21 protein-coding genes are annotated in these 22165 nt (G+C 70.7%); 14 read left to right on the top strand and 7 right to left on the bottom strand.

Annotated features, from left to right (window positions below; translation table 11 throughout):
* Positions 1-71: 71 nt before the first annotated feature.
* From AB0G04_RS07505 to AB0G04_RS07475, 7 genes are all read left to right on the top strand, one after another.
* The gene (locus AB0G04_RS07505; protein ID WP_360978096.1) at positions 72-1259 is read left to right on the top strand and encodes a helix-turn-helix domain-containing protein; all 1188 of its coding nucleotides are present in this window, start codon (positions 72-74) and stop codon (positions 1257-1259) included.
* A gap of 107 nt (positions 1260-1366) precedes the next feature.
* Positions 1367-2065, top strand: coding sequence for a hypothetical protein (locus tag AB0G04_RS07500; RefSeq protein ID WP_360978093.1), 699 nt, complete (start codon positions 1367-1369; stop codon positions 2063-2065).
* The gene (locus AB0G04_RS07495; RefSeq protein ID WP_360978090.1) at positions 2062-3405 is read left to right on the top strand and encodes a histidine kinase; all 1344 of its coding nucleotides are present in this window, start codon (positions 2062-2064) and stop codon (positions 3403-3405) included. Before AB0G04_RS07500 ends, AB0G04_RS07495 begins: the two co-directional genes overlap by 4 nt.
* The gene (locus AB0G04_RS07490; protein WP_360978087.1) at positions 3381-4199 is read left to right on the top strand and encodes a response regulator transcription factor; all 819 of its coding nucleotides are present in this window, start codon (positions 3381-3383) and stop codon (positions 4197-4199) included. The genes AB0G04_RS07495 and AB0G04_RS07490 overlap by 25 nt, the downstream gene beginning before the upstream one ends.
* Positions 4200-4446: 247 nt before the next feature.
* Positions 4447-5469 carry an ATP-binding cassette domain-containing protein gene (locus AB0G04_RS07485; protein ID WP_360978084.1) on the top strand — a complete coding sequence of 341 codons (1023 nt, stop codon included), beginning with the start codon at positions 4447-4449 and terminating at the stop codon, positions 5467-5469.
* Complete coding sequence (locus AB0G04_RS07480; protein WP_360978081.1) at positions 5466-6122, top strand: methionine ABC transporter permease; 657 nt, start codon at positions 5466-5468, stop codon at positions 6120-6122. The genes AB0G04_RS07485 and AB0G04_RS07480 overlap by 4 nt, the downstream gene beginning before the upstream one ends.
* A 70-nt stretch (positions 6123-6192) precedes the next feature.
* Positions 6193-7014 (top strand): MetQ/NlpA family ABC transporter substrate-binding protein, encoded by an 822-nt coding sequence (locus AB0G04_RS07475; protein WP_360978077.1) that lies wholly within the window; start codon positions 6193-6195, stop codon positions 7012-7014.
* 46 nt (positions 7015-7060) lie between these two features.
* Here the strand turns inward: AB0G04_RS07475 and AB0G04_RS07470 are convergent, their stop codons facing one another.
* Positions 7061-7759: a lytic polysaccharide monooxygenase gene (locus AB0G04_RS07470; RefSeq protein WP_360978074.1), complete on the bottom strand. Its 699-nt coding sequence runs from the start codon at positions 7757-7759 to the stop codon at positions 7061-7063.
* Positions 7760-7965: 206 nt separating this feature from the next.
* On the opposite strand from AB0G04_RS07470, the gene AB0G04_RS07465 reads away from it, so the two are divergent.
* Entirely contained in the window at positions 7966-8622 is a 657-nt protein-coding gene (locus AB0G04_RS07465) for a Bax inhibitor-1 family protein (RefSeq protein ID WP_360978069.1), read from the top strand.
* A 103-nt stretch (positions 8623-8725) separates the two neighbouring features.
* Here the strand turns inward: AB0G04_RS07465 and ald are convergent, their stop codons facing one another.
* Positions 8726-9841: an alanine dehydrogenase gene (ald, locus tag AB0G04_RS07460; protein WP_360978065.1), complete on the bottom strand. Its 1116-nt coding sequence runs from the start codon at positions 9839-9841 to the stop codon at positions 8726-8728.
* Positions 9842-9970: 129 nt separating this feature from the next.
* Here ald and AB0G04_RS07455 point away from each other — a divergent pair, with 129 nt between their 5' ends.
* From AB0G04_RS07455 to AB0G04_RS07445, 3 genes are all read left to right on the top strand, one after another.
* Positions 9971-10441, top strand: coding sequence for an Lrp/AsnC family transcriptional regulator (locus AB0G04_RS07455; RefSeq protein ID WP_360978062.1), 471 nt, complete (start codon positions 9971-9973; stop codon positions 10439-10441).
* A 27-nt stretch (positions 10442-10468) separates the two neighbouring features.
* Positions 10469-11077: a hypothetical protein gene (locus tag AB0G04_RS07450; RefSeq protein ID WP_360978059.1), complete on the top strand. Its 609-nt coding sequence runs from the start codon at positions 10469-10471 to the stop codon at positions 11075-11077.
* Positions 11078-11148: 71 nt separating this feature from the next.
* A complete protein-coding gene (locus AB0G04_RS07445) occupies positions 11149-12432 on the top strand; it encodes a hypothetical protein (protein ID WP_360978056.1) in 1284 nt (427 codons plus the stop codon).
* Between the two features lie 281 nt (positions 12433-12713).
* Here the strand turns inward: AB0G04_RS07445 and AB0G04_RS07440 are convergent, their stop codons facing one another.
* The 5 genes from AB0G04_RS07440 to AB0G04_RS07420 form a co-directional block, all read right to left on the bottom strand.
* The gene (locus AB0G04_RS07440; RefSeq protein WP_360978053.1) at positions 12714-13361 is read right to left on the bottom strand and encodes a hypothetical protein; all 648 of its coding nucleotides are present in this window, start codon (positions 13359-13361) and stop codon (positions 12714-12716) included.
* A 215-nt stretch (positions 13362-13576) separates the two neighbouring features.
* On the bottom strand, positions 13577-14413 hold the full coding sequence (locus AB0G04_RS07435; RefSeq protein ID WP_360978050.1) for a carbohydrate ABC transporter permease: 837 nt from the start codon (positions 14411-14413) through the stop codon (positions 13577-13579).
* Positions 14413-15387, bottom strand: a complete 975-nt coding sequence (locus AB0G04_RS07430; RefSeq protein ID WP_360978047.1) for a sugar ABC transporter permease — start codon at positions 15385-15387, stop codon at positions 14413-14415. Before AB0G04_RS07430 ends, AB0G04_RS07435 begins: the two co-directional genes overlap by 1 nt.
* Positions 15388-15392: 5 nt before the next feature.
* Positions 15393-16691: an extracellular solute-binding protein gene (locus AB0G04_RS07425; protein WP_360978044.1), complete on the bottom strand. Its 1299-nt coding sequence runs from the start codon at positions 16689-16691 to the stop codon at positions 15393-15395.
* 9 nt (positions 16692-16700) lie between these two features.
* Positions 16701-17729 carry a LacI family DNA-binding transcriptional regulator gene (locus AB0G04_RS07420; protein WP_360978040.1) on the bottom strand — a complete coding sequence of 343 codons (1029 nt, stop codon included), beginning with the start codon at positions 17727-17729 and terminating at the stop codon, positions 16701-16703.
* A 216-nt stretch (positions 17730-17945) separates the two neighbouring features.
* On the opposite strand from AB0G04_RS07420, the gene AB0G04_RS07415 reads away from it, so the two are divergent.
* From AB0G04_RS07415 to AB0G04_RS07405, 3 genes are read left to right on the top strand one after another with little or no spacing between them, the layout of a single operon-like run.
* A complete protein-coding gene (locus tag AB0G04_RS07415) occupies positions 17946-19277 on the top strand; it encodes a Gfo/Idh/MocA family oxidoreductase (RefSeq protein ID WP_360978037.1) in 1332 nt (443 codons plus the stop codon).
* Positions 19274-20695, top strand: coding sequence for a glucuronate isomerase (gene uxaC / locus AB0G04_RS07410; protein WP_360978034.1), 1422 nt, complete (start codon positions 19274-19276; stop codon positions 20693-20695). Before AB0G04_RS07415 ends, uxaC begins: the two co-directional genes overlap by 4 nt.
* Positions 20692-22155: a mannitol dehydrogenase family protein gene (locus AB0G04_RS07405; protein WP_360978031.1), complete on the top strand. Its 1464-nt coding sequence runs from the start codon at positions 20692-20694 to the stop codon at positions 22153-22155. The genes uxaC and AB0G04_RS07405 overlap by 4 nt, the downstream gene beginning before the upstream one ends.
* Positions 22156-22165 lie beyond the last annotated feature (10 nt).

Raw genomic sequence — 22165 nt, 5'->3', positions numbered from 1 at the left:
CCTGGGGGAGGGTCGTTCGTCCGTAATGCCGTGATCAAGCCGCCCTGGCCGGACGGAATGTGAGGGATCGCGTGAAACAACCACTGCGCGACGTGCGGTCGTACCGCCTGCCGACGGAGGTGATCGACCCGCTCCGGCACGGTCTGCCGACTGTCTCCGCGCAGACCATCGCAGCAATCATCCGGGAGGTCCCGGCCTACGCCGAGCCGTTCGCCGGTGAGCTCGGTCACAAGATCGCGCGGGCGGTGCGCGCGGCGCTCGGCACCTTCCTCAACCTGGTCTCCCGGCCGGGAGCCGACCCCGGCACACCGATGGCGTCGGCGATCGAGGGCGCCTACGCGCTCGGCAGGGGCGAGGCGCGATCCGGCCGCAGCCTGGACGCGCTGCTGGCGGCGTACCGGGTGGGCGCCCGGGTGGCGTGGCGGGGCCTCGCGGCGATCAGCGTCGGCGCCGGTCAGCCGGCTGGGACCATCGCCGACTTCGCCGAGCTCGTCTTCGCGTACATTGATGAACTGTCCGCGGCGAGCGTCGCCGGGCACGCCGACGAGCTCGCCGCTTCCGGCCGCCTGCGGCAGCGCCGGCTGCAGGAACTGACGCAGGCCCTGGTCGCCGGCGAGCCGGCACACGTGCTGGTGGGCCTGGCCGAGCAGGCGGAGTGGGTGCCGCCGCAGAACCTCACCGCGTTGCTGCTGCCCGAGCGCGCGGCGCGGCGGGTGATCGACCTCCTCGATCCGCGTACGCTGCAGCTCGCCGACGCCGTTCCCGACCTGCCGGGGATGACCGCCCTGTTCGTGCCGGACCCGCAGGGTTGTTCCCGCCCGACCCTGAATCGCCTGCTCACCGGACACAACGTGGTGATCGGCCCGGCCCGGCCGTGGGCTGAGGCGCGGAGCTCGCTGGACCGGGCCTGCCGTGTGCAGCGGCTCAGCCCGCCGTCCGACGGCACCGTCGTCGACACCGAGGATCATCTCGCGGCCGTGGTGGTGACGGCCGACCCGAGTGCGCTGGAGGACCTGCGGGCGTGGGCGCTGAGCCCGCTCGCCGGGGAGCGCGGGGCCGCGGCGGCCAAGCTGATCGAGACTCTGCGCAGCTGGCTGCTGCACCAGGGCCGGCGGGAGGACGTCGCGGCCGAGCTGTTCGTGCACCCGCAGACGGTCCGATACCGGATGACCCGCCTGCGTGAGCTGTACGGCGACCGCCTGCGCGACCCGCGATGGGTCCTCGCGCTGACGATCGCGCTTGCCGTTCCCGAGGGGTGACCTGGACCACATACCAAAGTCGCGGATCTCCGACTTCCGGCAACTGGCCGGCCCTCGGCGCCGGGCATAGCGTCGTGCGGGAAGACCGGCGACGAGGGACGGAACCAATGAGCGGCGAAACTTCACCCCGGGAGACGACGGTGCTCGCGTTCTCCCCAGCGGGCCGGGCGCTCGTGCTGGCCGGACCGGCGCTGCTGGGGATCCTCGTGGCGGTGCTCGCACCGATCCTCGCGCGCTGGCTGGTCGACGTCGGGTTCCCGGTGCTCGGCGTGGTCTGGCGGGTGGTCGCCTCGGTCGACAGCTGGTGGGAGATCGCGGTGCAGGCCGCCATCCTCGCCGTGCTGGGTGCCCTGGTCAGCGTGGAGATCGTGCGCCGCAGCACCCGTGTGACGATCGGGCGGGCCGCGGTGCGCCTGGAGACCGGTGACCGTGTCGTCGCGGTCAGCCGCCCGGACGTCGACTTCGTCTTCATGGACGGCAGCTTCCTGGTGCTCCTCGATCGGGAGTCCCGCCAGCTGTTCCACGGCGAGCCGCAGGCCGACCGCGCCCCACTGGAACGGGCCTTCCGGGAGTACGGCTATCCGTGGCGCGACGGCGACCCGTTCACCGGTCTCTACCGGCCGTGGGTGCCGGACAGTGGACAGCTCCCGATCGAGGTCGACGCGGTCCTGTCGGCCCGTGCCGTGGCGCTGAGCAAGAAGGCCGCCAGCGAGGCCGGCGAGCTGCGCGGGACCGTGGAGAAACTCGGGTACGCGATCCGCGACGACGGCGACCGTCAACTCTGGCGCCCGCTGGTCCGCTCGTGACGGCCACATCCGGTGAACGATCCGCGACGCCGGCCGGCCCGGACGCGGTCGAGACTGCCGGCGCGCGTACGGACGTTCCAGCGGCGGCCGGGCGGGAGCGGGAAGTGCCGCCGCCGCGCCGCCGGAGACTCATGGCCGGTCGCGGCTGGGATGTGGCGGCGATCCTCGTCTCCTGGTGCGGAGCGCTCCTGCTGGTCGGCGACGCGGCCGAGGTCCGCGATCTGACCGAGGAAGCCCTGATGCTGCACTTCCTGGCGGGCTGCGTCCTCTCGCTGGCGCTCTGGTGGCGGCGCAGCCATCCGATGGCGGTGGCGATCTTTCTCGCGCTGGTCTCCGTGGTGGCGGACGGCACGGGTGTCGCCGGGCTGATCGGGCTCTACACGGTCGTCTCCCTGCGGCGCGGCCGGCCCGTCGTCGTGATCCTCCTGGTGAACCTGCTGGGTGGGTTCGGCTATGCGCTGACCTATCCGAAGATGGCGGAGTCCGCCGTGGTCCACGCGGTACTGACCGTCGCGCTCCTCGCCGCAACGGTGTCGACGGGGATGGCCGCCCGTGCCCGCCGGGAGCTCATCGAGTCGCTGCGCGAGCGCGCCGCCCGGGCCGAGGACGAGGCACGGCTGCGGGCCGACCGGCTGCGTGCCCAGGAACGCGAGCGGATCGCCCGCGAGATGCACGACGCCCTCGCTCACCGGATCTCCATGGTCAGCCTGCACGCCGGAGCCCTGCAGATCCGTCCCGACCTCACCTCCGCGGAAGTTGCCAGCGCCGCCGCGATCATCCGTGACAGTGCCCACCACGCTCTCGAGGACCTGCGCGAGATCCTCGGCGTCCTGCGCGCGGGTCCGGGCGACGACCTGCGGCCACAACCGGGCCTGCAGCACCTCGACGAGCTGGTCGCCGACGCCCGGAGGGCCGGCATCCAGGTGACGGTCACCGACCACCTCGACGGCGGGCAGGTCGGCCCGTCGCTGGGCCGGACGGTCTACCGCCTGGTCCAGGAGGGCCTCACCAACGCCGGCAAGCACGCCCCCGACTGCCCGGTCGCCCTGCTGCTCGAGCGCAGTTCCGACGGCGAGCTGCACGTCCGGGTCTCCAACCCGTTGTCGCCGCTTCCAGCCTCCCCATCCCCGGCCGGCCGTGCCGCCTCCGACGGCCCTCTCCCGGCGGGCGCGGTGCCGGTCCCCGTGGTCCCGGGCGCGGGCAGCGGGCTCATCGGCCTCGCTGAGCGGGTGGATCTGCTCGACGGGCGGCTGCGGCACGGCGTGCACGGCGACCCGCGAACCGGACTCACCTTCGATCTGGAAGCCTGGTTGCCATGGCCGACTCCATCCGGGTCCTGATCGCCGACGACGACCCGCTGGTCCGGGTCGGGTTGTCGCTGGTGCTGGGCGCCGCCCCGGAGGTCGGGATCGTCGGTGAGGCCGGCGACGGCGCCGAGGCGGTCCGGATGGCCCGTGATCTGCGACCCGACGTCGTACTGATGGACGTCCGGATGCCACGGATGGACGGTCTCGCCGCGACCGGGGAGCTGCGCCGTGACGGCCCGGAACCGGCCATCATCGTGCTGACCACTGTCGACACCGACGAGAACCTGCTCGGCGCACTGCGGCTCGGAGCGAACGGCTTCCTGCTCAAGGACATCGCTCCCACCGAGATCCTCAACGCCGTACGCCGCGCCGCCGCCGGCGAGTCGATCCTCTCCCCGGCGGTGGTGCCGAGACTGATCGAGTACGCGGTCGGCCGCACCGACCGGGGCACCAGCACCGGTAGCGGCGGGTTCGGCAGCAGCGAGCCCGGCAGCGGCGGGACCGGCAGCGGCGGGACCGGCAGTGGCGAGACCGGTAACGGCGGGACCGGTCGTGAGGTTGGTGGTCCCGGCACCGGGTCGCTGGACCGTGAGGCCCGCGGGGCAGCGGCTGCACGGCGCCGGCGGGCCGCCGATGCCCTCCGGCGGCTCTCCGCCCGTGAGCGGGAGGTCGCCGAAGCCGTTGCCACCGGGCGTTCCAATGCGGAGATCGGCACCGAACTGCACATGAGCGTTCCGACCGTGAAGACCTACGTGTCCCGGGTCCTCGACAAGCTCGGCTGCACGAACCGCGTGCAGATCGCCATTCTGATCCATGAGGCCCGCTGAGCGCGGCCAGTTCACGCGGGAATCCGGCGACGCTCGCACCGGCCCAGCCGTCGCGGCCGGGACCGCGGAAGTGCCCGCCTGGGATCACGGTGTCCCGCGTAGCCGGGTGAAAGCGACGGCAGTCGTGAGGGTCGTTACACCGGGTGGCCTCGCAGCGTTGTGCGGGCTAGCGTTGCACCCGTTGGCAATGCCCACTAGGTGAGTAGGCATTGCGACGCTCGTCACAACTGCTGACCAGGGTGTTTACGTGATTGAAATAAGCGGTCTTCGTAAGACGTACCGCTCGCGGAAAGGTTCCGTCGCGGCTGTCGACGGGGTGGATCTCAGCGTCGGTGAGGGCGAGGTCTTCGGTGTTCTCGGTCGCAGCGGCGCCGGCAAGAGCACACTGCTCCGCTGCGTCAACATGCTGGAGCGGCCGGATGCAGGCACCGTCACCGTCGGCGGGCTGGAGCTGACCCGGCTGCGTCGGCGGGAGCTGCGGGTGGCACGGCAGGGGATCGGGATGATCCATCAGCATTTCGCGCTGCTGTCGTCCCGGACCGTTGCCGGGAACGTGGCGTTCGCCCTGGAGGTCACCGGTGCGCCGCGGGCCGCCCGCAAGGCCCGGGTGGCGGAGTTGCTGGAGCTCGTGGGGCTGGAGGATCGCGCTGACGCGTACCCGGCCCAGTTGTCCGGTGGGCAGAAGCAGCGGGTGGGTATCGCCCGGGCGCTCGCCGCGCGGCCCAGGATCCTGCTGTCCGACGAGGCGACCTCCGCGCTGGACCCGGAGACCACCGAGTCGATCCTTCGGCTGCTGCTCGACCTCAACCGGCGGCTCGGGCTCACGATCCTGCTGATCACCCACGAGATGAACGTGGTCAAGCGGATCTGCACATCGGCCGCGGTCATGCGCGAGGGCCGCTTCGTCGAGTCCGGCCGGATCACCGACCTGCTCCGGCAGCCGGGCTCGGAGCTGGCCCGCGGCCTCTTCCCGCTGGACCCGGAAACGTCGCCGGGGGCGGGCCTGGACGCGGAGGTGCGGCAGGCGCCGGGACCGGTGGCCGGTGGGGAGGCGACGATCGTCGACATCACGGTCAGCGGGCCGCAGGCGGATGAGCCGATCATCGCTGATCTCGCGCGGCGGTTCGCGGTGGACGTACGCATTCTCGGTGGGTCCGTGGAGACGCTCGCCGCGACGCGGGCCGGGCGCTGGAGGATCGCCCTGCCGGGCCCGCCGGAGGCGAACCGTGAGGCCGTGGCATATCTGCGTGAGCGAGGTGTGACGCCGTGACCTGGTCCGAAGTGTTCGAACTGCTGAACCTGGGCGTCCAGGAGACGGCCTGGATGGTCGGTGTCTCGGCGCTGCTCACCGCCGTCGGGGGGCTCCTCGTCGGGGTGCTGCTGGTGCTGACCGGCCGGGGCGGGCTGCTGCCGGCGCCACCGGTGAACGCCGTTCTCGGACTGATCGTGAACGTGGGCCGCTCACTGCCGTTCATCATCCTGCTCGTGGCGGTGATCCCGTTCACGCGGGCGGTGGTCGGCACGACGATCGGTACCGACGCGGCGATCGTGCCGCTGACGATCGGTGCCATCCCGTTCTTCGCCCGGATCGTCGAGTCGGCGTTGCGCGAGGTGCCGCCGGACGTGGTGGCCGCGGCGACCGCGATGGGTGCCACCCGCCGGCAGATCGTCGGGAAGGTGCTGCTGCGGGAGGCGCTGCCCGGTCTGGTCGCGGGCCTGACGATCACCGTGATCGCCCTGGTGGGCTATTCGGCGATGGCCGGTGTGGTCGGCGGTGGCGGGCTCGGTGACCTGGCCATCCGGTACGGCTATCAGCGTTTCGAGACCGAGGTCATGATCGCCACGGTCGTCGCGCTCGTCGTGTTCGTCCAGCTCGTTCAGATGGTCGGTGACCTGCTCGTCCGCAGGCTGTCGCACCGCTGAGCCGGGGCGGCTCGGCAGAGCCGTCCGCCCTCAATCCTGCAAAAGCCATAGAAGTGAAAGGGTATAGAGAATGCGCCGCCGCTCCTTCGCTGCCGTCCTGGCCGCCGCCACCCTCACCATGGGCCTGGCTGCCTGTGGCTCGTCCGACGACAGTGAGGCGAAGTCGACCGACACCCTCAAGGTCGGCGTCAGCCCGGTCCCGCACGGTGAGGTCCTCAAGTACGTCTCGGAGAATCTCGCCGCCGCCGAGGGTCTGAAGATCGAGATCGTCGAGTTCAACGACTACATCCAGCCGAATGTGGCACTCAGCGAGAAGCAGCTCGACGCCAACTACTTCCAGCACGTCCCGTACCTGGAGGATGAGGTCGCCGCCAAGGGCTACAAGTTCACCGCGCTCAAGCCGGTGCACATCGAGCCGCTCGGTGTCTACTCCAAGACGGTCAAGGCGATCGCTGACGTACCGGCGGGTGGTGTGGTCGGCATCCCGAACGACCCGTCGAACTCGGGCCGTGCCCTCAACCTGCTCGCCAAGAACGGCCTGATCACGCTGAAGGACGGCGTCGGGGTCAAGGCGACCGAGAAGGACATCACCGCGAACCCGAAGAACCTGCAGTTCAAGGCGCTCGAGGCGGCTCAGCTGCCGCGGAGCCTCGAGGACACGGCGATCTCGGTGATCAACGGCAACTACGCGATCGAGACCGGTCTCAAGCCGGCCGCCGACTCCCTGGCGCTGGAGACGGGTGACGACAACCCGTACGCGAACCTGGTCGTGGTCCGCACCGGCGAGGAGACCGACGCGCGCGTGGTGAAGCTGGAGAAGCTGCTGCACTCGCCCGAGGTGAAGAAGTTCATCGAGGACAAGTACCAGGGTTCGGTCCTGGCCGCGTTCTGACGGATCGAAGGGGAGCCGGCCCGGCTCCCCTTCGACGCGGTAGACCTCAGCAGGCGCCCTGGTCGGCCCAGACGTCGGCGACACCGGGCGTCTCGCCCTGCGTCCACCACTTGGCCCGCCAGGTGCGGTTGTTGTGCGACGCCAGGTTGCCGTTGACGTAGACCGCGCTGCTGCTCCACGCCGGCGCCGAGCAGGGGCCGGGCGGGGGAGTGGTCGGGCCTCCGCCGCCGCCACCGCTGCCACCGATGTTGACGTCGATGCACGAGTAGAACGCGTTGGCGGTGTCCGAGATCGTCCAGACGGCGAGGACCTTCTGCCGCCCGGAGAACCCGCTCAGGTTGACGGTGTGCGAGAGGGTCGCCGGCGGTTGCTGGTTGTTGCCGGCGAAGTAGCCGACGCGCGTGCCGCCGATGAAGTACTCCCAGCTCGCGGTGGCGTGCCTGGCCGTGTTGATCCAGGTGAACGTCTGCGAGGTGCCGACGTTGGTGGCCGGCCAGCCCCGGCTGTCGTCGTTGAGCTCGGCGAACTGGGTGTTGTTGCCGTGACAGTTTCGCAGGCCCTTCGGCCCTTCGACGCTCTGCGGCTCGTACTTGATCTGCCCGCAGGCCATCCGGCCCTGTGCACAGAGAGCCTGCCGGCTGGGAGGTGACGAGACGTAGCCGTGCGCCGCGGCGGGCGACGTGACCAGCAGTGATCCGGCGGCCCCCATCAGGGCGACCGCGAGGAATGCGAACAGTTTGCGCATGCCACTCCTCAAAGCGATGAACATCGATTGACGGATGTGAGGAGAGTATAAATAAACTTTCCTAAATGAAAGCGGTCTCGGGTGGCTTCAGCAAATGAGGAGAGACGCCGGCCCGCCGCCGCGTCAGTCATCCCCCGCGAAGGGTGTCCACGCGCCGGCACGGGTCCAGAGTGGTGGCCACACCATCTGAACCCGGGAGAATGGCGATGGACGACACCCACCCGTACCGCCCGGCCGGATTGGCCGCCCGCGACCGTGGACATGCCCTGTTCGCGCAGACGATGGGATACGTCGCGGCGACCACCGGCCTGTTCGCCCTCGGTGCCTACGCCGGTCGCAACCTGCCCGCCGGCGTCGCGTTCATGGCCTACCTCGGATCGTTCGCCGCCCTGATCGCCATGCAGTTCGCCGTCCGCCGGTCACAGCAGGCGACGATCGGGCTGCTCGCGGCGTTCGGTCTGCTGATGGGTGTGGCCGTCGCCCCGACGCTGGTCCATTACGCCCGCACCGACCCGCAGGCGCTCTGGCAGGCCGGGGCAGCCACCGCGCTGTTCGTCGCGGCGTTCGGAGCGGCCGGCTGGGCGACCCGGCGCGACCTCACCGCGCTGGCCAGGGTGTGTTTCTGGGCGCTGGTGGCCCTGCTCGTCCTCGGCATCGTGCTGATCTTCGTGAGCATCCCGTACGGCTCACTGATCTACTCGATCCTCGGCCTGGTGATCTTCGCGGGCCTGATCATGTTCGACTTCCAGCGGCTCCGGCGCACCCGCGACGTCGAGGCCGCCCCGCTGCTGGCGGCGGCGATCTTCCTCGACATCCTCAACGTCTTCCTGTTCTTCCTGAGGATCTTCCGTGGCAGCCGTTGAACGGCGCAGCCCGGGCGGCGACCCCTGGACGGGCCGGAAGCCGCTGGACGGCGCGCGCCCTCCGTCTGACTGGCGGTGACGGAGGGCGCGCGAGGGGGCCGGATCAGGCCAGGACTGAGCTGATGCTCTCGGTGGGGAGGCCGAGGGCTGATCCGACCAGGTCGTTGGTGAGGACGCCGGCGTGCACGTTGAGGCCGAGGGCCAGCGCCGGGTCGGCCCGCAGAGCCTCGCGCCAGCCGAGGCCGGCCAGGCGGAGCACGTACGGCAGGGTCGCGTTGGTCAGCGCGTACGTCGACGTGTTGGGCACCGCGCCCGGCATGTTGGCCACGCAGTAGAAGACCGACTCGTGCACCCGGTAGACCGGGTCCTGGTGGGTGGTCGGCCGCGAGTCCTCGAAGCAGCCGCCCTGGTCGATGGCGATGTCGACCAGCACCGAGCCGGGCTTCATCCGCTTCACCAGGTCGTTGCTGACCAGGGTGGGGGCCTTCGCGCCGGGCACCAGCACGGCACCGATCACCATGTCGGCGGCGAGGACCGACTGCTCGATCGTGTACGAGTTCGACACCAGCGTCTTGACCCGCCCGCCGAACTGGGCGTCGATCTGCCGCAGCCGCGGGAGGCTCAGGTCCAGGATGGTGACGTCGGCGCCGAGACCGAGCGCGATCGTGGCCGCGTTCACGCCCGACACGCCACCACCGATGACGGTCACGTTGGCCGGCGCGACGCCGGGGACCCCACCCGGCAGGACGCCGCGACCGCCGCTGTTGCGCATCAGGCTGTACGCGCCGACCTGCGGGGCGAGCCGGCCGGCCACCTCCGACATCGGGGCGAGCAGCGGGAGTGACCCGTCGGCGAGCTGCACCGTCTCGTACGCGATGGCGGTCGTCCCGCTGTCGAGCAGTGCCTTGGTCCCGTCGGCGTCGGCCGCGAGGTGCAGATAGGTGAAGAGGACCTGGCCCTCGCGCAGCCGGTGGTACTCGGAGGCGATCGGCTCCTTCACCTTGAGGATCATGTCGGCCGCGCCCCACACCGTGTCGGCGTCGGGGAGGATCGCCGCGCCCGCGGCCCGGTAGTCGTCGTCGCTGATCGCGGAGCCCACACCGGCACCGGCCTGCACGGACACCTGATGCCCGTGCTTGATCGCTTCCACCACGCCGGCCGGGGTGATCGCCACCCGGTACTCGTGGTTCTTGACCTCTGCCGGCACGCCGATGTGCATGGGACTTCCCTCCGCCATGTACTACTGTCGGCGATAGAGTGGAACGATGTGCAGCAGAGCGGCAAGTGGGGCGAAGAAGATTCTGTCCGTAACGCTGCCAGGGCAGATAGTTCGCGCCGGTGGTCGAAAGTGACCGAGCCGCCGAAGGATGTTCGAGGCCTCGACAACATCGACCTGGAGTTGTTGAGCCTGCTGCAGGCCGACGGCCGCATGCCGAACAACGCCCTCGCCGATCGGGTCGGCATCGCCCCGTCGACCTGCCTGACCCGGATCCGGCGCCTGCGCGAGATCGGCGCGGTCCGCGGCTTCCACGCCGACGTCGACCCGGCCTGGATCGGCCGCCCGATCCAGGCGATGATCGCGGTCCGGCTGCGCTCCGACGCCCGCGAGGCGATCGGCCGGTTCGCGGAGTCCCTGGCCGGTCTGCCCGCCGTCCGTGACGTCTACTTCGTGTCCGGCTCCTACGACTTCCTGCTGCACGTTGCCTGCGCCGACGTCGACGATCTGCGCGCCGTCATCACCGAGCACCTCAGCGGCACCCGGCTGATCGCCGGCACCGAGACCTACCTGATCTTCGAGCACCGCCGCGGGCTCCCCTGAACGGCTGTTGATCTATATCGTCCACCCATGCGGATACCCGGCGTGCTCGTGGTCTGTACGGTCCTCGCCACCGCCGGCTGCGGTGGCGACGACGTGGCCGGCTACGGCCATCTCGATGCCGGTGACCTGGCGACCCCGCCGGTGACCGGTCACTTCACCGCCGCCCCGGGCACGGTGACCGCCGACCTCGTGGCCCGCGCCAACGGCTGCGTCAACGTGATCATCGACGGTGTGGAGCGGCATCCGATCTGGCCCGACGGCACCGAGGTCAGTCAAAGGCCCGGCGGCCGGTACGAGGTGGATCTCCCCGGAGGCCGGACGCTGACCTCGGGAGAGACGTTCATCGCCACCGCCGTGATCGACAACGGCGGTGCCATCGCCTCCGAGAAGATCAGCGGCTTCCTCGCCTTCTGCGAGGTGCCGGCCGCCCCGGTCCTGTTCGCCGACGCCACCTCCATCGAACGCACCGAATCCGGACCGCGTTACCTGCACCGTCCGGATAGGGGGTGCGGGTGCGACAGGCAGTGCTGCCCGGGTGGGCACGACGGCGGTGGTCTCCGGTGCGCCGTGCGAGTGCGGTGGCCATCCGGTGAGCTGGACGACCGCTGGGTGACGGTGCGGCGCCGCCCGCACTGATCGTGGTGCCGGCCACTTTGCATGATCACCCTATAGTCCCGGCCGTGGGGGAGAACCGGACGAGATCGCAGGTGTTGCCCAGATGGACCGGGTGGGTGGCGAAGTCGGCCGCCGTGGTCGCGGTGCTGGCGATGCTGCTCCTCTGCTGCGGTGCGGCCGGGATCCTGCTCGAGTGGCACCCGATCGGCGGGTCGTCGCAGCCGAAGGCGCAGGGGGCAGGCACGCTCCCGGCCCGGATCGGCGCGCCGTCGCCGTGGACACCGGACGCCGAGGCGGCACCGATCGGCGCCGCCTCGGTGCTCTACACGTCGAACACCTGGTTCCCCGACGAATCGGGCTGGCTGGCCGGGCTGGTCGGCCGCGCCGACGACACGTACCGGGTGGCCGAATGGTTCGGCGTCGCCGGCATGGCCTCGGTGCTGTCCCCGGACGGCGGCCGGCTCGCCTTCGACGAGGGCGTCGCGGACCTGGCCACCGGCCGGGTGATCGCCTACCAGGGCTCCTGGTCCCGGGTCGACTACCGGATCGAGTCGCAGGCGTGGTCGCCGGACGGCCGCACGGTGGCTCTGCTGGTCGCCGAGGCGCTCGACCACGGTTCACCCGACACCGAGATCCGGCTGCTGCTCGGCGACGCGACCACCGGGGCGACCACGGAGATCGCCTCCGTGCCGACGGCCGGGGTGCTGTCCGGCTGGACGGCGGCATTCTCCCCGGACGGTTCGCGGCTCGCCTACCAGAACGGCGACCGGATCAGCATCCGCACGCTGGCCGGTGGGGCCACGGTGGACATTCCGGTCACCGGGCGGCTGGCCGGTAAGGGCGCGTGGACCAGAGACGGCCGCGGGCTGCTGGTGGTCTCCGCGGCGGAGTGCGACTGTCCCGGCCATCCGGTCCGCTGGACGGTCACCACGATCTCGGCCGCCGACGGGACGGTGACGGGTCCGTCGTACCCCCGGGACGGCATCTACGCACTGCGGGTGCTCGGCTGGTGGCCGTCGGGCGAACCGGTCGCGGTCGAGTACACCCCGACCCGGTACGCGGAGGCGAGGCTCTTCGCGAACGCGAACGAACAGGCCGAGCTGACCAGCCAGGACGGCATCGAGACGGCCCGGCTGATCGTCCTCGGCAGCGGGCAGCGGCTGCTGGACGCCGACGGATTCGGCCTGTCCGGCGACGTCGAGTCGATCGACGTGGCCGACGATGTCCTGGCCGCCGGAAAGGTTCGTCCGGGTGATCCGCCGCTGCTCGACCTCGACACGGTGGGTGTGAGCCTGGCCGCGGCGGTGCTCGTCCCGTTGCTGGTGCTTCTGTTCCTGGCCGTCTGGTCGCTCGTCGTCCGCGTAACTCGCCGCTGACCCTCCCGGCTGCGCGCCAGCCCGGGTTTGCGGCTGGGCGTTGCTGCTGGCTCAGCGCGGCTGAGGCAGCGGTGGGAGCCAGCCGGGGTCAGCGGTATCCGGTGGGGCAGTGCGGGGAGGCCGGGCGGCGCGGAGGTGGCGGCGGACGCCGGGGCGGGCGTGGCCGGCCGGGGCGGCTCATACGGGGAAGGGGCACTGGTCCTCGCCGGGCGGAAGAGTCGGGGCCGGTCAGCCGAACAGTGGCTGGACCGGCCCGCGAGGTTGCCCGGCTGTGACCGGCGTCACGCTGAGGGGTGATGCCCGCCGCGAACCGGAGGAGCACCGTCCGGCGACGAGGAGGAAGGAGCCAAACGGTCGCTGATCACGTGCGCGGCGAACAGGTGGAAGCCGATCACCAACGGGATCGTGGCCGGCATCGACAGGGCCAGGAAGAAGGCGAGCACCCCGGCCAGCGCGGGTGCGAACGCCGCCCACGGGCGGGTGGTCCCCCGGTTCCACGCCCAGGCCAGCGCCGACCGCCACGGCGTCTCCGGGGCGCGGCCGACCGCGACGAGAGCGAGCGTGGCCAGGCCGGACAGCCAGCCGGCGACGATCGCGGTGACCGCCAGCACCGGCGTGCCGCCCGGTACCCAGCCGCGGCTCAGCGCGACCAGGTCCACCAGAAGCAGGGCAGCGACCAGGACGAACGGCAGGCCGGGCAGCAGGCCGCGGCGGAACTGGCGCAGCAGCGGCCGGAACGCGGGCATCCGGCCGGCGGTGTAGCGGTGCCGCACCGCGGTGGAGCCGGCCGCCAGAGCGGCCGGGAGGGTCACGATCGGCAGGGCAGCGACCGTCACCACGATCCCGATCAGGGCCAGGTCGGCACCGAGGGCGAAACGTTCCCGCCAGTCCGGGCGGGGCTCCGGCTCGTCCTCGCGCGGCCAGTCCATCCCGACCGTTTCAGGCACACCCCCTGACGTGCCGGATGTCCCGGCGGGAGGCGGCACGCTCCGGGACGTGCCGGGGGTCGCGGCTGGATTCGGTGCGCTTTTCGGCGTACCGGAGGAATGGTTCGATCCTGAAGGGGCCGACGCGGCGAGAGAGATGGCCGGCGGCCCGCCCGCCGCGGAAGCGGCGAGCGGGCCGGCAGAGCCGGGGTCCGGGGTCATCCCTTGAGTCCGGACGTGTTGATGCCTTCGACCAGCATGCGCTGGAAGGCCACGAAGAACAGGAAGACCGGGGCCAGCGAGAGCACCGACATCGCGAACATCGGGCCGACCGACGACTGGCCGCTGGAGTCGATGAACAGCGTCAGCGCCACCGGGGCGGTGTACTTCTCCAGGTCGGAGAGGTAGACCAGCTGGCGGAAGAAGTCGTTCCAGGTCCAGATGAACGAGAAGATCGCCGTGGAGACCAGGGCCGGCCGGGACAGCGGCAGGATGACGTGCCGGAACACCCCGAACGGGGTGCAGCCGTCGATGGTCGCGGCCTCGTCGAGCTCGCGCGGCACGCCGCGCATGAACTGGACCATCAGGAAGACGAAGAACGCTTCGGTGGCCAGCAGCTGCGGGACGATCAGCGGAGCGTACGGCCAGTCGCCGCCCACCCAGCCGAAGGTCTTGAACATCACGAACTGCGGAACGATCAGCACGTGCCCGGGCAGCAGCAGTGTCCCGATCATGATGGCGAACCAGAAGCCCCGCAGCTTGAACTTCAGCCGGGCGAAGGCGTAGGCCGCCAGCAGGCACGAGACGCAGTTCGCCACCACGGTCAGGCCGGCCACCATCGCGCTGTTCACGAAGAACCGCCCGAAGCTGACGTCGAAGTTGCCCCAGCCGTCGGCGTAGTTGCCCGGCGTCCACACGTTGGGCAGGATCGCCATGTTGTTCAAGACCTCTTCCTGGCTCTTGAACGAACTGCCGAGCATCCACACCAGTGGGTAGAGCACCACCGCCGAGAGCAGGACCAGCGTGAGTGGCCGGGCCAGGCGCTGGAGGGTCATCAGTCTTCTCCGTCCGAGTAGTGCACCCAGAACTTGCCGGTCCGGAAGACGACGGCGGTGACCAGGCCGATCGCTAGCAGGAACACCCAGGCCATCGCCGAGGCGTAGCCCATCTGGTACTCGTTCCAGCCCTTGATGTAGAGGTGCAGCGTGTACATGAGGGTCGAGTCGACCGGGCCGCCGGTGCCGTTGGAGAGCACGAACGCCGAGGTGAAGCCCTGGAAGCCGTTGATCGTCTCGAGCACCAGGTTGAAGAAGATCACCGGGGACAGCATCGGCAGTGTGATGCTGATGAACTTCCGCCACGGGCTGGCGCCGTCCACCGACGCCGCCTCGTACAGCTCGACCGGCACCTGCTTCAGGCCGGCCAGGAAGATCACCATCGGGGCGCCGAACTGCCACACCGCGAGCAGGATCAGCGTGCCGAGCGCGAAGTCTGGGTCGTTGACCCAGGCCTTGCCCTCGATGCCGAACCAGCCCAGGAACGAGTTGAACGCGCCGTCCCGGTTGAACATGTTGACCCAGACGATGGCCAGCGCCACGCTGCCGCCGAGCAGCGACGGCAGGTAGAACAGGCCGCGGAACAGGCCGGCGCCGGAGAACGGCCGGTTCAGCAGGAGCGCCACGCCGAGCGCGGCGGCCAGCTTCAACGGGGTCGCCACCAGCGCGAACATCAGGGTCGTCTGGACCGCGTGCCAGAAGGACGGGTCCTCGGTGAACATGGTGCGGTAGTTCTCCAGGCCCACCCACTCCATCGACTCCCAGTCCGAGAGCACGTCGTAGTTGGTGAAGCTGAGGTACAGCGACATCAGCATCGGGACGGCCGTGACGGTCAGCAGTCCCAGCAGCCAGGGGGAGAGGAAGATGTAGCCGGCGAGACTGTCGGACCGCTGCTTGGCGGGGCGGCCCCGCCGCTGTGAAGCGGCGGGGCCGGCCGGCGGCCGGGTCGAGTGCCGGGCCGTTGTTGTTGCCACGGGACTCACCGGCTGATCGCGGCCTGGCTGGCGGCGAAGAACTGCTCGGCGGCCTGGGCGGGGGTGGCGCGGCCGTACTGGGCCTCCTCCGCGGCCTTGATCAGTTCGGAGCGCACGGTGCTGTGACCCTTCGGCGGGACCGTCGGCGCGGGGCCGAAGTTCTTGCCGAGCTCGTCCATGGCCGCGATGGTCTCCTTCATCGCCGCGTTGTCCGTCGACGCGGCGACCTGGGCGCGGATGTCGAGGTTGGACGGCAGGCCACGGTCGGTGCCGAGGATCTTGCCGGCCTCCGGGTCGTTGGCCAGGAAGTTGAGCACGTCCGCCGCGACGTCCTTGTTCTTGCTGCCGCGGTAGACCGAGAAGTACATCGAGGCACGGGCCCACTGCTTGGACGCGTCACCCGGGTACGCGATCACGCTCAGGTCGTCCTTGGTGTTCTTCTGCAGCTCGGGCAGCTGGTTGGCCCACACCCAGGAGGTCAGCGCCTTGCCGGTCACCACCAGCTGCTTGGTGACGTCGGTGGCGTTGCCCTCGTGGATCACGTCGGGGCTCGGGGTGGACTTGCCGTCGCGGGCGCCCTTCCACAGCTCGAACCAGGCCTGCACGTCGGCCTGGGTGAAGCCGAGCTGGTTGCCGTTGTAGAATTCCTTGCCGTTCTGGCGCAGCCACACCCAGAACGCCTTGTAGTCGGCGCTCGGGTCCATGGTGCCGGCCACCTTCGCCTTGACCGCGGCGTCCTTGGCCCAGGCGATGTGCTGCTCCCAGGTCTGCCCGGTCTTGGGCAGCTCGACGCCGGCGGCCTCCAGCTTGGCCTTGTTGAAGACCAGGCCCTGGGTGTTCTCACCCATCGCCACGCCGGCGACCTTGCCGTCGACCGTGCTGTACTCGACGAGGCCCTTCTGGAACTTCGAGACGTCGATCTTGCCGGACTTGGTGTATTCGCCGAGGTCGGCCGTGACGTTGCGGGTGGCGTACTCGGCCAGGTAGTTGTCGTCGATCTGGAAGATGTCCGGGGCGTCGTTACCGGCCGTCAGGGTGGCCAGCTTGTCGAAGTAACCCTGGTTGGCCTGCCACGTCTTCTTGAACGTGACGTTCGGGTGCTTCTGCGTGTAGAGGGCGAGGGCCTGCTCGGTGAGCTGGGCGCGGGCCTCGCCGCCCCACCAGAAGAAGCTCAGTTCGACCTTGCCGTCGGCGGCGGGCTTGTCGTCGCTGCCACAGGCGCCGAGCGCCAGGGGAACAGCCAGCATGGTGGCCACCAGGCCGCTGAGTACGCGGCGCCGGGGAAGGGGGTGGGATGCGGTCATGGGGTCTCGTCACTCCTTGACGTGTGCGGCAGCAACCTCAGCGGTGATCGCGACGGCCGGGGCGTACGGCCCCGGGCCGGTGGAATTGCGGATGATCAAGTCGGTCCGGAGGGTGACCTGCCCGGTCGCCCCGTCGTCGCCCTGTTGCAGGAGCATGTCGACGGCGGTGCGGCCGGCGGTCGCGGTCGGGTTGGCCACGGTGGTGAGCCGTGGCCGGACCAGCACGCTGTACGCGATGTCGTCGATGCCGACGACACTCACCTGCCCGGGAACGTCGACACCGCGGTCCTGCAACGACTGGAGCAGGCCGATGGCCATCAGGTCGTTGTAGGCGAGCACCGCGGTGGCGCCGGTGCGCAGCACCGCCTCGGCGGACGCGGCACCGGTCTCCTCGACCGGCTGGTTCGGGCCGAGGACGGTCAGTTCCGCGCCGGCTGCCCGGGCTGTCGCCCCGGCGGCCCGGCGGATCTCCCGGTTGGTCCAGGAACCACGTGGCCCGGCCAGGTAGACCAGGTGTCGGTGGCCCAGGTCCAGCAGGTGGCGCACGGCTTCCCGGGCGCCGTGTCCCACGTCCATGACCACCGCGGGCAAGCCGGTGATCATGCGGTTGATGACGACCAGTGGCACCTCGCGGCGCACCTGCTCTATCTGGTCGTCACTCATCCGGGGACTGCACAGGAGGATCCCGTCGACCTGCTTGGCCAGCGCTTGCACCAGGTCGAGCTCGACGATCGGATCCTCGTCGGTGTCGGCGACGAAGACGTGGTAGTCGCGCCGCCGGGCGTGGGTCTCGGCCGCCTTGATCAGAGGCGGGAAGAACGGGTTCGCGATATCGGCCACGATCAGGCCGATGTTGTGGGTACGTCCGGTTATGAGTGCCCGGGCCGCCCGGTTCGGGCGGTAGCCGAGCTGCTCCGCGGTGGCCAGCACCCGGGAACGTGTCTCGGGGTTGACCAGATGCGGGGCGGAGAAGGTGCGCGACACCGTGGAGATGTGCACTCCGGACGCTCGAGCGACGTCCCGGATGGTCACGGCCACGATGCCTCCTTGATGGCGACCCGCTGTGACCCGGGTCTCTCGGTGAGAGCCATTAATGCAAACGGTTGCGGTGGTGTCAACGCCTCTCGATGTCGCTTCTGTTGCGTGATCATGACCAGGCGCGGGCAAAAGCGGACAAATATCCACGGTGCATTGACTTTGGTCGTGGTGAAGTCCCTAAGCTGTTGCAAACGTTTGCCGAATGGAGGCGACGGAATGCCCCCTCATCCCCGCCGCCGGTACGCCCTCGTGGGCGCCGGTGCACGGGCCGGAATGTTCCTCCGGGCGATCACGACCGACCACGCCGACGTGGCCGAACTGGTCGCCATGGCGGACACCAACCCGGCCCGCCCCGCGGTGCACAACGAGCGCCTCGAACGGCTCGGCGTCGCACCCGTCCCGGTCTACGACGCCGCCGACTTCACCGAGATGCTCAAACGGGAACGCGTCGACGTCGTACTGGTCGCGACCGTGGACCGCTATCACGACCACTACGTCGTGGCCGCCCTCGAGGCCGGCTGCGACGCCATCACCGAGAAGCCGATGACCGTCGACGCCGCCGGTTGCCGCCGGATCCTCGACGCGCAGCTCCGGACCGGGCGCGACGTCCGCGTCACGTTCAACTACCGCTACAACCCGCTGCACGAGGCGGTGAAGCGGGTCATCGCGTCCGGTGAGATCGGCGAGGTCGGCTCGGTGCACTTCGAGTGGCTGCTCGACGTGCGGCACGGCGCTGACTACTTCCGCCGCTGGCACCGCGACAAGGAGAACTCCGGCGGCCTGCTGGTGCACAAGGCCGGTCACCACTTCGACCTGGTCAACTGGTGGCTCGACGACGGCCCTGAGCAGGTCTTCGCCGCCGGGCGGTTGTTCTTCTACGGCGATCAGGGACGACGGCACGGGTACGCCCGCGACTACGACCGGGCGCACGGTGCGGCCACCGCCGAGGGCGACCCGTTCGCGCTCCGGCTGGCCGACGAGCCCGCGATGCGCGAGCTCTACCTGGAGGCCGAGCAGCACGACGGCTACCACCGGGACCGCAACGTGTTCGCCCCCGGGGTGACCATCGAGGACGACATGGCCGTGCTGGTCCGCTATGCCGGCGGCGCGTCGATGAGTTACCACCTCACGGCGTACGCGCCGTGGGAGGGCTATCGGGTGATGTGCAACGGCAGCCGCGGGCGCCTGGAGCTGGAGGTGGTGGAGAGCGACCACGTCGCACCCGCCGCGGCCGCCGGGGTGAAGGGCGAACCGGGCGCCGAGTCGACCGCCGAACAGGGCTTCAAACGGCTGCTGGTACGACCGTTCTGGGCCCCGCCGCGGGAGATCGCGGTGGACGGGCTGTCCCGGCACGGACACGGCGGCGCCGACGTCCGGATGCTCGCCGACCTGATCCGCCCCGACGCCCCCGCCGACCCGCTCGGCCGGACCGCGAACGCCGTCGACGGCGCCAGCGCCCTGCTGACCGGTCTGGCCGCCAACGAATCCCTGGCTCGAGGCCAGGCCATTCGCGTGCAGGAACTCCTAGATCTCAAGGACTTCAGGTGACCGACGAGAACCATCTCTTCCCCGCCGAGCCGAACCAGCGGCAGATCGCGCGCGAGCTCTACTCGCACGCGAAGGACCTGCCGCTGATCAGCCCGCACGGGCACGTCGACCCGGTGCTGCTCGCCGACGACGTGCCGTTCGGAGACCCGGCCCGGCTGTTCGTGGTCCCCGACCACTACGTCACCCGGATGCTCGCCAGCCAGGGCATCCCGCCGGCCCGCCTCGGGGTGCCGAGTGTGGACGGCTCGGAGGTGGAGACCGACGGCCGTGCCATCTGGCGGCTGCTCGCCCAGAACTGGAAGCTCTTCCGGGGCACACCGTCCCGGCTCTGGACCGAGAAGGTCCTCGCCGACGTCTTCGGGATCACCAAGACCCTGAGCGGCGGTACGGCCGACGAGATCTACGACGAGTTGTCCGCCCGGCTGGCCGAGCCGGACTACCGGCCGCGCGCACTGTTCACCAGGTTCAACATCGAGGTCCTCGCCACCACCGAGAGCCCGCTCGACGAACTGCAGGCGCACGGCAAACTCGCCGCCGACGGCTGGGGCGGCCCCGGCGGCCGGGTGATCACCACCTTCCGCCCGGACAACCTGGTCGACCCGGAGTGGCCCGGCTGGGCCGGACGGGTCGCCGAACTCGGTGAGCTGACCGGCCTCGACGTCGGCACCTACGCCGGCTTCCTGGCCGCGCTGCGCAGCCGCCGCCAGGCGTTCATCGAGGCCGGCGCGACGAGCTCCGACCACGGCCACCTGACCGCGGCCACGCTGAACCTGAGCGACGCCGACGCGGCGGTGCTCTACCGCAGGGCCCTCGGCGGCGGTGCTGACGCGGCCGACGCCGAGGCGTTCCGGGCGCACATGCTTGTCGAGTTCGCCCGCATGTCGCTCGACGACGGCCTGGTCATGCAGCTGCACCCCGGTTCGGTGCGCAACCACAACACCGCCCTCTACGAGCGGCACGGCCGGGACACCGGCGGCGACATCCCGTCCGCCACCGACTACGTGCACGCCCTGCGGCCGCTGCTCGACGCGTACGGCAACGACCCGCGCCTGCGGATCGTGCTCTACACGCTGGACGAGACCACCTTCAGCCGGGAGCTCGCCCCGCTCGCCGGCGGCTACCCGTCGCTGTTCCTCGGCGCGCCCTGGTGGTTCCTGGACAGCCCGGAGGGCCTGCGCCGGTTCCGGGAGACCGTCACCGAGACCGCCGGCTTCTACAACACGTCCGGCTTCGTCGACGACACCCGCGCGTTCTGCTCCATCCCGGCCCGGCACGACGTGGCCCGCCGGGTCGACGCCGGATACCTCGCCAAGCTCGTCGCCCAGGGCACGCTGCCCCTGGACGAAGCCGCCGAGACGATCGCGGACCTGGCGTACCACCTTCCCAAGAAGGTGTTCCGGCTCGAGGACGTGGCATGACGGTGACCTACCGCCTCGACCGCGGCGCCCTGTCGTCGCTGCCCGCGGCAGCCCGGCCGGCCGTCGAGCCCGGGTCTGTGCGGCCCGGCATCGTCCACCTCGGACTCGGTGCCTTCCACCGTGCCCACCAGGCCGTCTTCACCGAGGCCGCGGTCGCCGCGTCGGGCGGCCAATGGGGCATCGTGGGGGTGGCACCCCGCTCGCGCGAGATCCTCGACAAGCTGCGCGAACAGGACGGGCTCTACAGCGTCCTCACCGTCGGCGACGGCGAGGACCGGGCTCGTGCCGTCGGCATCCTCGCCGGCTTCGGGCACGCGGCCGGCGACCCGTACGGCGTGGTGGCGGCGATCGCCGACCCGAACATCCGGATCGTGTCGATGACCGTGACCGAGAAGGCGTACCGGCTCGACCCGGCCGGGCGGCTGCTGCTCGACGACGAGCTGCGCGACCAGCTGACCGGGCACGCGCCGCCGACGACCGTACCGGCGCTCCTGGTCCGTGGCCTGCTGCGCCGACAGGCGGCCGGTGGCGGTCCGCTGACCGTGCTGTGCTGCGACAACCTGCAGGGCAACGGGCCGCGCATCCGTGGCCTCGTCGAGCAGGCCCTCGACGTCGCCGGGGCGCACCTGCCGGCCGGTGTGGCGTTCCCGGCCACCATGGTCGACCGGATCGTGCCGGCCACCAGCGCCGGCCACATCCGGCGTACGGCTCTCGCGCTCGGCGCCGACGACGCCGCGCCGGTGGTGGCCGAGTCCTTCACCCAGTGGGTGATGCAGGACGACTTCCCCGGTGGGCGGCCGGACTGGGCGGGCGTCGGCGCGATCATGACCGATGACGTTACGTCCTGGGAGAAGCTGAAACTGCGGGCCCTCAACGCGGTCCACTCGGCGTGCGCTTATCTCGGGGCACTGGCGGGCCGCGAGCTGATCGCCGACTCCCTGGACATCCCCGGCCTGCCGGGAATGCTGCGCCGGTTCATCGCCGAGGACATCGCCCCGACCTTCGAACCGCCGCCGGGCGTCACGGTGGTCGGCTACGGGGAGACCGCTCTGGAGCGCTTCGCCAACCGCGAACTGGGCCACCGCAACCTGCAGGTGGCCATGGACGGCTCGCAGAAGTTGCCGCACCGGTTGCTCGGCACCATCTCCGACCTGCGGCGGGCCGGCGCCACTCCGGGCTGGGCGGTCCTCGTCCTGGCGGCGTGGATGCGCTTCGCGCGGGGGTACGCCGACAACGGCGCCCCGCTCCAGCTGGACGACCCGCTGGCCGGCCGGATCCGGGCCGCGCTCGCCGCCGCCCCGGACAACCCGGCCGGCGTGGTCGGCGCCCTGCTGGCCCTCGGTGAGATCTTCCCGGCGCACCTGGCCGGCGACGACGTGCTGCGTTCCGGGCTGATCCGCTGGTACGGCGAACTCGAGCGGCACGGTGTCGAGGCGACCGTGGCGGGGCTAGGGACATGATCGACTGCAC

The sequence above is a fragment of the Actinoplanes sp. NPDC023801 genome (assembly GCF_040639655.1).
In the GTDB taxonomy this organism is placed as follows: Bacteria; Actinomycetota; Actinomycetes; order Mycobacteriales; family Micromonosporaceae; genus Actinoplanes.
This window is presented reverse-complemented; position numbering and strand designations above follow the sequence as displayed.